This is a genomic window from Desulfovibrio sp. SGI.169, from assembly GCF_050313595.1.
Classification (GTDB): Bacteria; Desulfobacterota; Desulfovibrionia; order Desulfovibrionales; family Desulfovibrionaceae; genus Desulfovibrio.
In genome coordinates, this window is the sequence record NZ_JBNPLS010000006.1 from 49091 (window position 1) to 61361 (window position 12271).

Below are 12271 nucleotides of genomic sequence, written 5' to 3' on the forward strand. Positions count from 1 at the left end.
GGATCTGTCCTAATGTTTATTGTATTAACCGAATGAGTTGGCTGTGTTATTTTTTATGATTATCTCAATTGCAGTGGAGGCGCCCGGCCCTTCTTCAAATGTTCCATTTATTCCTCACCTGGTTCGTCCGTGAGGCTGGCGCGCGTCGTTTCGCCAGGGGTGCCGCAGACTGTAGGCATGGGCCATATCATTCGGGCCGTATCCAGCACCCAGGCATCGGCGGCGGGTGGACAACCTGCCAAAAGGCGGCGTGGGCCGCGCCAGCGCACAAGAGCATGCCCAAGGCACAACAAGAGGCGAACCAGAAATTTTTTATGAGCTATCACCTTTCCGTAACATCGCACGCTGTCAGGAGAGAGGATTTCGACACCGCAAAAATATGCCCCCTCTGTTTATGCGGGGCATAGCGAAAAAGCCGGAACAAGACATCATCCCCGTGATGATTTCCCTGATCTGGGATGGAAAAACGAAAAAATTCATCACCGTAATGAAGCGATTTTTTTCAAACCGTGTTTGAGTGGCGCATCAGTTTTCATCCACCTGGAGGAGAAGCCATGAAAAAAAGCGCCTTCTTTGTATTCCTTCTTGTTCTGACGCTGGGAGTCACCCCGGCTTTTGCCTTGACCGATAATGAATATCGAATCCTGGTTTCCACATCTCAGGCTTTCAAAGAGGCGGACGAGGAGCTGGGCAAAGTATGGAAAGAAGTCTATGGAGGCCTTTCCGAAAAAGACCAAAAATTTATAATGAAGTCGCAACAGTATTGGATCAAAGAATGGCGGGATACAGTTGTGAAAAGGCTCATGAAGCAGGGGATGAGCAAGACCGATGCCTACACGAAAGTAACCAAAGACCGGATTAATATGCTTCGTATCTATCAACATAACAGCAAGCTGAGCGAAGAAGATAAAGCTGCCGGCCGAGTGGGGTGGCCAGATTACTACTTTGAAGAGTGGCATCAAGAGCAGCTCAGGCAATTCAAGGCCATATTCGACAGCAGCGTATTCTTCGATATGGAAGCATTAATGCGCGCGGCCAATATTGAAAATAAAAATGGAAAAAAACAAAACGTGGCTGAAGATGACCCGGATAGCCCTCATTATGCGGATGGCAAGATGTCATTCGATGGAGGATTTACCTTCTATTTGATCGAGGATAATCCTTTTTATGTTGTCATTGATAAAAAAGGCTACAAGGCGGCAGGGTTGCAGGTTGATGATAATATTGATGACTATTCACTGTTTAAATTGAATTTGGGCATGTCTTTCATGGGCTGGAATGATATGTATAAAGATGAGTCCAGACATGAGTATCAATGGATATTGGAGAGAGAGGTGGACGGAGCGAAAAGGCCTGTTCAACGCTTTTCCGTCACAGCAGAAAATGGAAAAATCAAAAGCGTCAGCTGGGGTACATTCGTGATCGATTAGCGTGAAATCTGGAATCGGGAAAAGCATTATTGGGGGTGTGATGATTGTGGGGTGGGCGGCTGTAGCCCTGACCGCTCGCGTTGATCTTCTGAAACCGGCTGTAGCCCCCGAATATGCGGGCGGGTTTTTGCCCCGCGAACAACTGGGCATACGCCATGATGAAGCTCTCTTCCCGTATCTGACGGGCTGCTTGAGCAACCCAATGAAGTGGGACAGCCTTAAAAGAGGAACTTGCCTCATATCAGACAGCATAAGGAAACAAAAATGAACAAGAAATTGTTTATACTCAGCCTGTTGTTTCTGGGGAGTATCGGCCTGTGTGGAAATGCCGGTGCAAATCCTCAAGGTGAGAGAAACATAGTGCAGATGACCGCGTCAGGGAAATCATATTCTTGTGAGGGAGTATTGTTCAAATATGGAGAAAATGATTATAATATCAGAGATATCGTCCCTGCAATCAATAGCATCATGGCATGTTCAGCAGTTGGTAAATATATTGTTGTTGATGGACATGTTAACCCTATGTGGGGAGTGTACCTTATTTTCAATACTGAAACAAAAAGATTTGAAAAAGGGTTAGAAGGCGCCAATCTTATTTGGCGTGATGATGATATCAGCACCGCAGTATATTCATCAATTTCAAATATATACTCCTACGACGGTAAAATACTCGCCAATATTGATATTCCTGATAACGCTTTTATCAGGGAACTTTCATTTTCTGAAAATAATGCATATATTAATGTTATAGTTGAATTTCCAGACAAGACGCAAACAATCCTTGTCCCCATACATGGCGAAGCGAAATGAAGCTTCCGGATTTTTGCTCAACACGGCATTTGAAGCATAAGGCGAGAACATGTCATGTCCATGAAACATCTGCGACTTGCCGTACTTTTCGGCCTGTTGGCCGCAGGCCTGTTCTGTCTTCCCCCAACCCGGCCTGCTTTCGCCTCGGAAGTCCCTGAAGCTGCCCCCGAACCTCTTGAGCCCGGTTCCGAAGACGCCAGCTTCGCCTTTGACTGCGTTCTTTTGGGCGGCTTCATCAAGGGGCATTGGGTCAATGCCCACGATCATCAGAACAATCCCCTCTACTACCGATACCGCATCTGGGGCGGGCATGACTGGCGCGTCTTTTCCTTCAACGGGAGCGAGAGCATGGGCATAGTTTGCGCCATACATGGCGACCATGAGGGCGAATTCGAGGGAACGGAGCATGAGCCGCCCGGTCTGCCGATTTTCGATATCCAGACGCCGGAAGGCGTTCTGAAGTTCGGCTCCGCCCGGCTGGCCACGAATTGCGCGTGGAATCCCGCGCCGCGTCAGGCCACGGCCCTGCCCACGGACGACGCAGCCAGCCTCGCCCTGGTGCAAGGTTGGCTGCGACAAAAGGCCTTACCCGCTGCGGAAGCCCGCATAGCTCAGGCCTTCCGGGTGGACCTGGAGGGCGACGGCCAGACCGAACTGCTGGTCTGCGCCCAGAACATCCTCGCGCCCGACAGCGCGGAAGCGGCTCCGGCGCAGGCAACAAGGGGCCGGTATTCCGTCATCCTGCTGGGCAAGGGCACGCGGGATTCAGGCAGGGCGCAGGCGTTGCCCCTGATCCACTTCCTTGCCCCGGATGATGGCAAGCAAGCCCCGCGCCTGCACAAGCTCTGCCACTTTGCCGACCTCAACGGTGACGGAATTTTGGAAATCATCGTCGAAGAACGACAGGGGAAAGGCCTGCGCTATGCGGTATACACTCCGCAGGGAGAACGCGTGCTCAGTGTGCCGGGCCATGCCGCCGGCAAACCGTGATTTCGCCGTATACATCCATGAAAACACAAAGGAGAAGACCATGAAAAAATACTGGTCACGAGCTGTAACACCTTTTTCTGTCGCTCGCTGAATATTTCGACCGCCTCCATTACATTGAAAATCCGGTCAAAGCTGCCAGTGATATGACTGCATTCCGTGCGACGGATATTAGCTCAGCGGATTATTTTTTGTCCAAAGGCGTATGCCCATGCCCAAGAGCATCCACAAAATTTAGGGGTTATTTTTAGGGGTAAAAAATACCCTGATTAAAGATAACTTACTGATTACACAAGATAAAATCTGAAAACAATCATTCTCCTGAAAAATCGCCAGGGCCTGACGCGAGAGCGGCACGATATGAATTTGCTTCATCTTCATCTGTTCCGCCCTGCCGCCGCGCCTGGCTGGGGTCAATATGCTCCCGCAGCTTTTTGGCGTCTTCCCGCTTTTCCCGCGCTTCGCGCGGGCTCACGGAAGGATACGGCCCAAGGGAAATGAGCTTCTGCCTGCCCGCGAAGCGGTACGCCAGCCGCCATGACTTTAGAAACAAAGTCCGCCAAGGTGTCGCGAACCTCGGCGGACTCTGGCGGAACGTGTATTGGTGGGCCCACCAGGACTTGAACCTGGGACCTGCCGGTTATGAGCCGGAGGCTCTGCCAACTGAGCTATAGGCCCAAGGGCATTTGTATAGCCGCAAGCGGGCGTGCCGGTCAAGACTGTCCTGACTGTCCGGCGTCAGGCGACCCCGGCAGGTCTGGACGGTCAGCGCCGAACCGTGTTCCCTCCCGCGCCGTTCTTACATGGCGTGGCCTGTCTCCAGCAGTGAAATCTGCTCGTCCATGGCTTTTTTCAACGGCGCGGGCAGGCCCATGATTTCCACATTGAGAAAGCCCCGCACAATGGTGGAGGCCGCTTCGTCCTCATCCAGGCCGCGCGCCATGAGGTATTCGATTTCCTCCTGGGCGATCTTGCCCACGGCGGCTTCGTGCGAAAGCTCCACCCCGTCCTGGTTGCTGTTCAGCTCGGGGATGGCGTGAATGCGCCCGCCGCCCATGATCAGGCCCTTGCATTCCAGATGGCCCTTGGCCGGGGCCGCCGCCGCGCCGATGTAGCCCCGGTTGATCACCGTGCCGCCCGTGGTCAGCACGCGCGAGATGACCTCGCCGCGCGTGTCCGGGGCATTGAGTTCAATGCGGTTGCCGCAATCCACATATGAGCCCGATGGGGCCACAATGACGGAATTGAAGCGGGCCACCGCGCCGGAGCCGGTCAATTCCATGAGAGGGTACATTTGCAGATCGCCCACGGGCTTGAGCAAAATATAGTTGTTCTGGAAAACGCCCCCGGCTTCCACCCGCCCGGCCGAGCGCGGCCGCACCGTGGTGCTCTCCCCCCAGTTGTGAATCATGGTGAAGGTCAGTTTGCCGCCCTTTTCCACATAATATTCCGTAATGCCCAGATGGGCGGCGTCGCGCGCCTCATGGGCCGTGGCGCAGCCGCCCAGAATGTGCAGCTCCGCCTCTTCTTCCACCACCACGATATTGTGAATGCTCTGGCCCGCGCCGTGCCCCTTGATGAACATGCAGGACTGCACGGGCTCGGTCAGTTTGACGCCCCTGCGCGCCCGCACGAAGTAGCCTCCGTTCAGATGGTCGTGCGCCATGCGGGTGAAGTCGTCCTTGTTCGGATTGAGCAGTTGCCAGTAATATCGCGGCAGTCCGTCGTATTTTTTGAGAGCGGCGCGAATGTCCATGAGATCCAGACCGTCCCGGCGGGTCTGGCAATGCACGCCCGTGTGGTTGAGCTGCATGAAAGCGCCGCTGACCTGACGGTCACTGACGTCAATGCCCGCCAGCACCAGGCGCTGGCGATCCTCGGCGGGCAGGCGGGTCAGGTCGTCGATGGGCGCGGCGTTTTCGCCGCCGCTGAAGGAAAAGCGGGAGAGATCCACAGTGCTCATAAAAGAGGCGCCTCCGCGATTTTGCCGTACATGTCCCCGGCCAGGCAGCGCAGACATTCCTGATAGCCGTGGTTGGCGATGTGATCGAGAATTTCGCGCGGCCGGGCCTCACAGCAGAGCTTACCGTGATACATGACCTGGCCCCGGTGCGCATTGACATATTCCAGAATATGGCCGGTGTGGGTGATGATCAGCCCGCTGGTGGAACGCCGGCGTTCCCTTTCGCGCAGGGTGGCGCTACAGGCGTCGGGCATGCCGTCCAGCAGGCGTCGCACGGTTTTGCCCACCAGGGCCATGTTTTCCAGATCCACGCCGGATTCCGGCTCGTCAAAAAGCAGCATATCCGGCCGCTGGGCCATGAGTTGCAAGAGCTCCGAGCGCTTGATTTCCCCGCCTGAAAAACCCGCGTTGACATCGCGCTCCAGAAACTGGTCAAAATGCACTGTGCCGGCCATGGCCGGAATGTCCATCGGTCGCCCCCGGCCGCAGAGCTCCACCAGTTTGCCCGTGGGCAGGCCGTGGATGGTGGGCGGGCGCTGAAAGGACATGCCGATGCCCAGGCGGGCCCGCTCGTGCATGGGCGCGCGCGTAATATCCCTGCCTTTGAAGATGATTTGCCCCTGAGTGACCTCATAGCCGGAAACGCCCATCAGCGTCATCAGCAGGGTGGTCTTGCCCGACCCGTTGGGGCCGAAAAGAATGAAGGTTTCGCCGGCCCTGATGCTCAGGTCAATGCCCTTGAGCACCGGCGCGCCCTTGACCGAGACGTGCAGATCATGGATTTCAAGCATCGCTGTCCCCGTTTTCTCCAAGGTATTCCAGCACGTCGTAGTGCACATGATCCAGAATGTGGGTCAGGCGCGAGACGCATTCATCGCCCACGGCCCGGCCCAGCAGGCTGACGATAAAGGCCGCGCGCTTGGCGTTGACCAGGGCCGTGTAGCCAGGGTCCGCGCTGTAGGGAATGGCCCGGACAGCCTCGCTGAACGCCGTGAGTTCCTCTTCGGTGACGTTTTTGACGGGCTGGGGCTCATTGTCAAGAAAGACCACGCCGTCCCGCAGCTCCAACATGACCGCCTTGCCGCGCATGTAGGCGATGCACACTTCCATATGATACCCCTTGTAATGGCAATTGAAAGATGATGGCAAACTTGGCCCGCGCTGTCCAGCCCGGCGTCGAAATATGCCGCGCGCGGCGCGGGGAGGCCCGACCGGAGGCTTGCGGGCCACGCCGGCTTTGGCTAGAGTCGGGCCCTATTGATACGCTGTTGGTCAGGGGGCGCTGCTGGTTGTGTTCCGCCACAATTTCCGTCAAAAACGGCCTTTTTCGCGCTGGCCGCGTCACTGGGCAATTTGTGTCGGTCATGTACATGGGTACGCCCCCTTTAAAAATCGCCCATTTCCTTGTCAGCGCAAAAGTTCCCGTTTTTTGGAATTGTTGTGGCGACAGCCCCGCCCTTCGCTCCGCTTCAGGCGGCGAGCGGAAGAGTCTTCCTTTTTACCCACAACAAAAACCGTAGCGTATGTTTTAATGAGCTTTGAGCCTGGCATGGTTTTACGGAGGCTTTATGCATGTGATCACCGGCGGCGCGGGCTTTATCGGCAGCGCCCTGCTCTGGCAGCTCAACCGTATGGATCTGGACGACATCGTGGTGGTGGACAACCTGGCCAGCACCGAGAAATGGCGCAATCTGCTCAAACGCCGTTATGTGGATTATCTGCACCGTGATCGTTTCTACGACATGCTGCGGCGCGACGCGCTGCCCTGGAAGGTTTCGGCAGTGGTTCATCTGGGGGCCTGCTCTTCCACCACCGAGCGCGACGCGGATTTCCTGATGGAAAACAATTTCCATTACAGCCGTGATCTCTGCCGTTACGCGCTGGACAAGGGCGCGCGCTTCATCAACGCCAGTTCGGCGGCCACCTACGGCGACGGCTCTCTGGGCTTCAGCGACGATCCGGCCCTGATACCCCGGCTGGCGCCTCTGAACATGTACGGCTATTCCAAACAGCTCTTTGACCTCTGGCTGCTGCGCGAAAAGCTGTGCGGCGACGTGGTCAGCCTGAAGTTTTTCAATGTTTACGGGCCCAACGAATACCACAAGGGCGCCATGCAAAGCGTGGTGGTCAAGGCGCACCGCCAGATTCGCGAGTGCGGACGGCTGGCGCTTTTCAAATCCGTTGTGCCGGGCCTGGCCGACGGCGAACAGAAGCGCGATTTTGTCTACGTCAAGGACTGCACGGCCCTGATGGCCTGGCTGCTGGAACGCGGAGACGTCAACGGCATCCATAACGTGGGCACGGGCGCGGCCCGCAGCTTCAACGAACTGGGCCGGGCCGTTTTTGCCGCCCTGGGGCGGGAGTGCCGCATCGACTATGTGGATATGCCCGAAAGCCTGCACGGCAAGTACCAGAATTACACCCGAGCCGACATGGCCTGGCTGGCCCGCGTGGACTGCCCCCTGGGCTTCACCCCGCTGGAGGAGGGCGTGGCCGACTATGTGCGCAATTATCTGGAAAAAGAGGATTTTTACCTTTAAAGAGCGCATTCGCAAGAATTTTCAGAACTCACTTGAGGCTGCTGGCAAAGCTCAACAGTCCCTGAAATCGGGAGCGGGTCGCGGCTTTGCCGCACGCCGCCGGCCGGCGCGCTGACGCTTTGCTGACGCCTTTCGGCGCAGGATGGCTTCATGAACGGCGCTGGATGTTGCCGCAAATATGGCCGTACTCCGGTCTGCGCTGGAGGCGCCGTGCGTTATCCGCTTTCTCTAAAAAATAAAACACATTATGGAGGACAACATGCGTTATCTGCTTCCCCTGTTCATGCTGGCTGTGCTGTCGGTTCCCGCCCATGCCGCTTTTGAAGGCCCCGGCGCCGCCGGCGCGGGAGCCTATGGCGGCGGTTTTCAGGGGCCCACCACCGGCGTGCAGGCCGATACGGTGAAGAAAGCCCAGAGCTGCTGGGATGACGCCCCTGTGGTGCTGACCGGCCACATTGTTTCCCGCATGGCCGGCAGCGACGACAAATATCTGTTCAGGGACGCCACGGGCGAAATCATTGTGGACATTGATTATGAAGTTTTCGCGGGGCGCAACGTCACGCCTCAGACTACCGTGCGCCTTTCCGGAGAGGTGGACAAGGACATGCTGAAGCCCACCAAGATTGACGTGAAGGTTCTGGAAATTCTGAAGTAAGCAAGGGCCGAAGCCGGGGCGGCTTCCACCGCTCCGGCCGGGCCCGGAGTATGCCCATGCGTGTGTTGTTGCTGCTGTTATTGTGCGGTATGGCGTTTCCGGCGAATGCGGCGCGGGCCGCCGGTTTCGAGGGGCCGGGCGTCTCGCCCGCGGTGACCCGCGCCGCGGATGTGCTCACCGCCATGGACGACGCCCCCTGCGTGCTGGAAGGGCATATTCTGGAAAGGATTCCCTTTCGCAAAAACAGGTATGTGTTCAGCGACGAGAGCGGCCAGGTGGTGGTGGAGATTGAAAACGAGTCTTTTGGCCACCTCACCGTCACGCCCCGCGACCGGGTTCGCCTCATGGGCCAGGTGGACTGGAGCAGCAAGCGTCCCAATGAAGTGGAAGTGGACGCTCTGGCCATCATTGAGTAAGCTGCCGGCGTGAACCGCAGGAGCGCCATGCCTGTTTCCCTTCTGCTTATTGAGGACAATGAGGACATCCTCGCCAATCTGTACGCCTATCTGGAACCGCTGGGCTATGAGCTGGACTGCGCCCGGCATGGCCGTGCCGGGCTGGAGATGGCCGCGCGCGGCTGTTTTGACTGCATAGTGCTGGATATCATGCTGCCCGGCCTGGACGGCGTGAGCCTGTGCCGCAAGCTGCGCGAAGAGTACCGCAGCGCCGTGCCCGTGCTGATGCTGACGGCGCGCGACACCGTGGCCGACCGGGTGCGAGGGCTGGAGGCCGGCGCGGATGATTATCTGGTCAAACCCTTTGCCCTCAGGGAACTGGAGGCGCGCATCCGTGCCCTGCTGCGGCGGGGCCGCCTGACCGCTGACGGCGGTTCGGCCGGCAAGACCGGCCTGGCGGCGGAAGCGGGCGTCTGGACTTTTGCCGATCTCAGCCTGAACATGGCGCAGCACAGGGCCGTGCGCCAGGGCCGCGAGCTGCGGCTGAGCCCGTCGGGCTTTCGCATTCTGGCGGAGCTGATCCGCGTGGCGCCGGGCCTGGTTCGGCGCGAGACTCTGGAGCATTTGCTCTGGGGCGATGAAGCGCCTGCGGGCAGCGCCCTGCGCACCCATATTCACGAATTGCGGCGTGAGCTGGACAAGCCTTTTGCCGTGCCCTTGCTGCAAACCGTGCCCCATGTGGGCTATCGCCTGAACGCCGCGCCGGAGGATGCGGCGTGAAACAGCGCGGCAGCATCCGCAGGCGCATGCTGGCGGCCTTTGCGTTGCTGGCGCTTGGCCTGGGGATGACGCTGGGCCTGGCGGGCCTGTTGTCCTACGACCGTCTGGGCGCGTACCTGGTGGGCTGGCACGCCCGGCCCGTCATGGAAGCGCTGATGGAGGCCGAGCGGCGCGCCTGGGAGGCCGAAGACCGTGGCCGCGGCAATCTCTATTACGGCGAAGACCTGGCCGCGGCCATGCACTGGCGCTTTCTGGTGGGCAAGCAGGTTCCACCCGCCTGGGAGGGTCTGCCCGACGGCCTGCATTTCTTCAAGGGCATGGAAGAGTTCGTGCTTCTGGTTCGGCGCGACGGCGTGACCTACGCCCTGAACGGCCCTACCGGCCTGTTCCAGGCCATGAAGGCGCGCCTGGGCGGGCTGCTGCTGGCCTGCGCCCTGGCCGGACTGGTTGTGGCCGTGCTGCTGGCCGTGCTGCTTTCCCGCAGGCTCACCCGCCCTCTCAGCCGCCTGACCGATGCCGTGGAAGGCCGCGACCGGCGCGAGCCCGGCGCGTTCACGCCCCTGCCGCCGGATCTTGTGAATCAGGACGATGAAGTGGGCGTGCTGGCCCGCGCTCTGGCCGCGCGGGAGGCCGAGCTTCAGGATTTTGTGCGGCGGGAAAGCCTTTTCACCGGCGATGTGAGTCATGAACTGCGCACGCCGCTTACCATCATGCAGGGCGGTCTGGAACTTCTGGAATTGCGGCTGGCCTCCCTGCCCGGCGCGGCGGGCGCGGAGCTGGCTCCGCTGCTGGAGCGCCTCACGCGCACCACGGCGCGCATGGCCGACACGGCGCGCACGCTGCTGTTGCTGGCGCGGCGGCCTGAGGCTCTGGAGCGCGAAGCGCTGGATATGGGCGCGGTATTGCGCGCCCTGATCGGGGAAGACGCGCGGAGCGGGTTGTTGCGCCTGGTCGCAGCGGAGGCGGACGGACAGGAGGCGGCGTGCCCCGCGCAAGCGGGCGGCCCCGTTCTGCTTTGCGCCGAGATGGCGGCCGGGGTGTGGAGCCTGGGCCAGAAGGAACTGGCGGCCATTGTCTTCAAGAATTTGCTGGACAACGCCCGTCGCTATACGGAAAATGGCCGCGTTTATCTGCGTTTGACGCCGGGCATGCTGGAAGTGCGCAATGGCGGCCGCATTCCCGATGAGCTGGATATTTTCGCGCGCGGGGTGCGCGGCCCGGCCCGGCAGAGAGAGGGGGGGGCCGCTTCCGCCGATTCGGCGGCCCCGGCGGGCAGCGGTCTGGGGCTTTCCCTGGCTTTGCGGGCCTGCGAACATCTGGGCTGGCGGCTGGAGCGCCATAGGCCCGCAGTGGAGGCGGAAACCGTGTTCCGCGTGTTGTTTCCCCCGGTTCCCGCCACGGAAGGAGATGAAGCGTGAAGGCATGGGCGCAACGGAATACGGGCCGTCGCCGTATCCATATCTGGCTGGCGCTGTTGCTGGTGTCGCTGTTGACTGGCTGGCGTCTGTTTTTCGCGGGCGGCCCGGCCCGGCCGGCATTGAGCATGGACGCGCCGCCCGTGCGCGTGGCCACGGCCCTGGCGCAGAATGTGCCGCACTTTCTCAACGGCCTGGGCACGGTAACGCCGTCCAGCGATGTGCTGGTCAAAAGCCGGGTGGACGGCCAGCTGATCCGTCTGCACTTTCAGGAAGGCCAGCGCGTCAGGGCCGGCGACCTGCTGGCGGAAATTGATCCCCGCCCCTTTCAGGCGGCTCTGGACGAGGCCCAGGGCAATCTCGCCAGGGATCAGGCCCAGCTGGACAACGCCCGCCGCGACCTGACGCGTTACGCCAAACTGGCCAGGGGCGACTTTATCGCGGCCCAGCAGTACGAAACCCAGCGCGCTCTGGTGCGGCAGTATGAGGGCACGGTGGAGGCGGACAAGGCCGCTGTAGATTCGGCCCGCCTGCAACTGGAGTACAGCCGCGTCACCGCGCCGGTGGCCGGGCGGCTCGGCCTGCGCAATGTGGATGAGGGCAATCAGGTCAAAAGCGCGGACAGCGGCGGGCTGGTGCGGATCACCGAGGTCAGCCCCTGTGACGTGCTCTTCACCCTGCCCGAAAGTCAGGTGCCGCTGGTGACGCAGGCGCTGCGCCGGCGAGAGCAGGATGCCTCCCTGCCTTTCCCGCCCGTGCAGGCCTGGGACAGGGAACAAAAGCGCCTGCTGGCCGTGGGCGTCCTGCTGTCTCTGGATAACCAGATCGACGCGGCCACGGGCACGGTCAGGCTCAAGGCGCGCTTTCCCAATCAGGATGACGCGCTGTACCCCAACCAGTTCGTCAACGCCCGGCTGATGGTTCGCATGCTCAGGGACGCCGTGACCATTCCGGCCTCGGCGGTGCAGCTGGGGTCGCGCGGTTCCTACGTCTATGTGATCGACAAGGACGACAGGGGCGACGCCATCGCCCATGTGCGCGAGGTGACGCCGGGCATCGGCACGGACAGTCTTACAGTCGTGGACAAGGGCCTGAAGGCCGGGGAAGTGGTGGTGGTGGACGGCCTGGACCGGCTGCGCGACGGCATCAGGGTCAGGGTGGCGGCGACGGTGGAGACGCCCGGGGCGGAGCCGGTGGAGTAGCCTCCGGCCGTCGCCGGCCGGTTTTCAGGGGCCTGCCGTCGGATGGCGCGGTGGAAACAATCCGCAGCGGTCCGGCGCAGCCGTCGGGGCGGCG

The 12271-nt window shown here is 59.9% G+C and carries 14 protein-coding genes and 1 tRNA gene; 10 read left to right on the plus strand and 5 right to left on the minus strand.

The genetic code is table 11. The annotated features are described in order from the left end of the window. The first annotated feature begins 226 nt into the window (after positions 1–226). From ACQRA4_RS04785 to ACQRA4_RS04800, 4 genes are all read left to right on the plus strand, one after another. Positions 227–517, plus strand: a complete 291-nt coding sequence (locus ACQRA4_RS04785) for a hypothetical protein (protein ID WP_427821952.1) — start codon at positions 227–229, stop codon at positions 515–517. Positions 518–554: 37 nt separating this feature from the next. Continuing rightward, a complete protein-coding gene (locus ACQRA4_RS04790; protein ID WP_427821953.1) occupies positions 555–1430 on the plus strand; it encodes a hypothetical protein in 876 nt (291 codons plus the stop codon). A gap of 264 nt (positions 1431–1694) precedes the next feature. Beyond that, positions 1695–2240, plus strand: a complete 546-nt coding sequence (locus tag ACQRA4_RS04795; protein ID WP_427821954.1) for a hypothetical protein — start codon at positions 1695–1697, stop codon at positions 2238–2240. A gap of 54 nt (positions 2241–2294) precedes the next feature. After that, entirely contained in the window at positions 2295–3230 is a 936-nt protein-coding gene (locus ACQRA4_RS04800; RefSeq protein ID WP_427821955.1) for a hypothetical protein, read from the plus strand. A 310-nt stretch (positions 3231–3540) separates the two neighbouring features. Here ACQRA4_RS04800 and ACQRA4_RS04805 read toward each other — a convergent pair whose 3' ends face one another. The 5 genes from ACQRA4_RS04805 to ACQRA4_RS04825 form a co-directional block, all read right to left on the minus strand. Next, positions 3541–3780: an Arm DNA-binding domain-containing protein gene (locus ACQRA4_RS04805; protein WP_427821956.1), complete on the minus strand. Its 240-nt coding sequence runs from the start codon at positions 3778–3780 to the stop codon at positions 3541–3543. A 49-nt stretch (positions 3781–3829) separates the two neighbouring features. Further along, a tRNA-Ile gene (locus ACQRA4_RS04810) sits at positions 3830–3905 on the minus strand. A gap of 121 nt (positions 3906–4026) precedes the next feature. Then, positions 4027–5190 carry a SufB/SufD family protein gene (locus ACQRA4_RS04815; RefSeq protein ID WP_427821957.1) on the minus strand — a complete coding sequence of 388 codons (1164 nt, stop codon included), beginning with the start codon at positions 5188–5190 and terminating at the stop codon, positions 4027–4029. Then, positions 5187–5981, minus strand: coding sequence for an ABC transporter ATP-binding protein (locus ACQRA4_RS04820; RefSeq protein ID WP_427821958.1), 795 nt, complete (start codon positions 5979–5981; stop codon positions 5187–5189). The genes ACQRA4_RS04815 and ACQRA4_RS04820 overlap by 4 nt, the downstream gene beginning before the upstream one ends. Beyond that, positions 5974–6300, minus strand: coding sequence for a hypothetical protein (locus ACQRA4_RS04825; RefSeq protein WP_427821959.1), 327 nt, complete (start codon positions 6298–6300; stop codon positions 5974–5976). The genes ACQRA4_RS04820 and ACQRA4_RS04825 overlap by 8 nt, the downstream gene beginning before the upstream one ends. A 458-nt stretch (positions 6301–6758) precedes the next feature. Here ACQRA4_RS04825 and rfaD point away from each other — a divergent pair, with 458 nt between their 5' ends. The 6 genes from rfaD (at position 6759) to ACQRA4_RS04855 (ending at position 12177) form a co-directional block, all read left to right on the plus strand. Continuing rightward, the gene (gene rfaD, locus ACQRA4_RS04830; RefSeq protein ID WP_427821960.1) at positions 6759–7730 is read left to right on the plus strand and encodes an ADP-glyceromanno-heptose 6-epimerase; all 972 of its coding nucleotides are present in this window, start codon (positions 6759–6761) and stop codon (positions 7728–7730) included. Positions 7731–7989: 259 nt separating this feature from the next. Continuing rightward, positions 7990–8385 (plus strand): NirD/YgiW/YdeI family stress tolerance protein, encoded by a 396-nt coding sequence (locus ACQRA4_RS04835; protein WP_427821961.1) that lies wholly within the window; start codon positions 7990–7992, stop codon positions 8383–8385. Between the two features lie 56 nt (positions 8386–8441). Continuing rightward, positions 8442–8801, plus strand: coding sequence for a NirD/YgiW/YdeI family stress tolerance protein (locus ACQRA4_RS04840; protein ID WP_427821962.1), 360 nt, complete (start codon positions 8442–8444; stop codon positions 8799–8801). 27 nt (positions 8802–8828) lie between these two features. Then, positions 8829–9560 (plus strand): response regulator transcription factor, encoded by a 732-nt coding sequence (locus ACQRA4_RS04845; protein ID WP_427821963.1) that lies wholly within the window; start codon positions 8829–8831, stop codon positions 9558–9560. Further along, positions 9557–10978: a sensor histidine kinase gene (locus ACQRA4_RS04850; protein ID WP_427821964.1), complete on the plus strand. Its 1422-nt coding sequence runs from the start codon at positions 9557–9559 to the stop codon at positions 10976–10978. The genes ACQRA4_RS04845 and ACQRA4_RS04850 overlap by 4 nt, the downstream gene beginning before the upstream one ends. Further along, positions 10975–12177, plus strand: a complete 1203-nt coding sequence (locus ACQRA4_RS04855; RefSeq protein ID WP_427821965.1) for an MdtA/MuxA family multidrug efflux RND transporter periplasmic adaptor subunit — start codon at positions 10975–10977, stop codon at positions 12175–12177. The genes ACQRA4_RS04850 and ACQRA4_RS04855 overlap by 4 nt, the downstream gene beginning before the upstream one ends. Positions 12178–12271 lie beyond the last annotated feature (94 nt).

What these genes read in the sequence shown, in the direction of transcription:
- ACQRA4_RS04840 (WP_427821962.1), top strand. Translation starts at nt 8,442, where the DNA reads ATGCGTGTGTTGTTGCTGCTGTTATTGTGCGGTATGGCGTTTCCGGCG.
- ACQRA4_RS04835 (WP_427821961.1), top strand. Translation starts at nt 7,990, where the DNA reads ATGCGTTATCTGCTTCCCCTGTTCATGCTGGCTGTGCTGTCGGTTCCC.
- ACQRA4_RS04825 (WP_427821959.1), bottom strand. Translation starts at nt 6,300, where the DNA reads ATGGAAGTGTGCATCGCCTACATGCGCGGCAAGGCGGTCATGTTGGAG.
- ACQRA4_RS04790 (WP_427821953.1), top strand. Translation starts at nt 555, where the DNA reads ATGAAAAAAAGCGCCTTCTTTGTATTCCTTCTTGTTCTGACGCTGGGA.
- ACQRA4_RS04820 (WP_427821958.1), bottom strand. Translation starts at nt 5,981, where the DNA reads ATGCTTGAAATCCATGATCTGCACGTCTCGGTCAAGGGCGCGCCGGTG.
- ACQRA4_RS04795 (WP_427821954.1), top strand. Translation starts at nt 1,695, where the DNA reads ATGAACAAGAAATTGTTTATACTCAGCCTGTTGTTTCTGGGGAGTATC.
- rfaD (WP_427821960.1), top strand. Translation starts at nt 6,759, where the DNA reads ATGCATGTGATCACCGGCGGCGCGGGCTTTATCGGCAGCGCCCTGCTC.
- ACQRA4_RS04845 (WP_427821963.1), top strand. Translation starts at nt 8,829, where the DNA reads ATGCCTGTTTCCCTTCTGCTTATTGAGGACAATGAGGACATCCTCGCC.
- ACQRA4_RS04800 (WP_427821955.1), top strand. Translation starts at nt 2,295, where the DNA reads ATGTCCATGAAACATCTGCGACTTGCCGTACTTTTCGGCCTGTTGGCC.
- ACQRA4_RS04815 (WP_427821957.1), bottom strand. Translation starts at nt 5,190, where the DNA reads ATGAGCACTGTGGATCTCTCCCGCTTTTCCTTCAGCGGCGGCGAAAAC.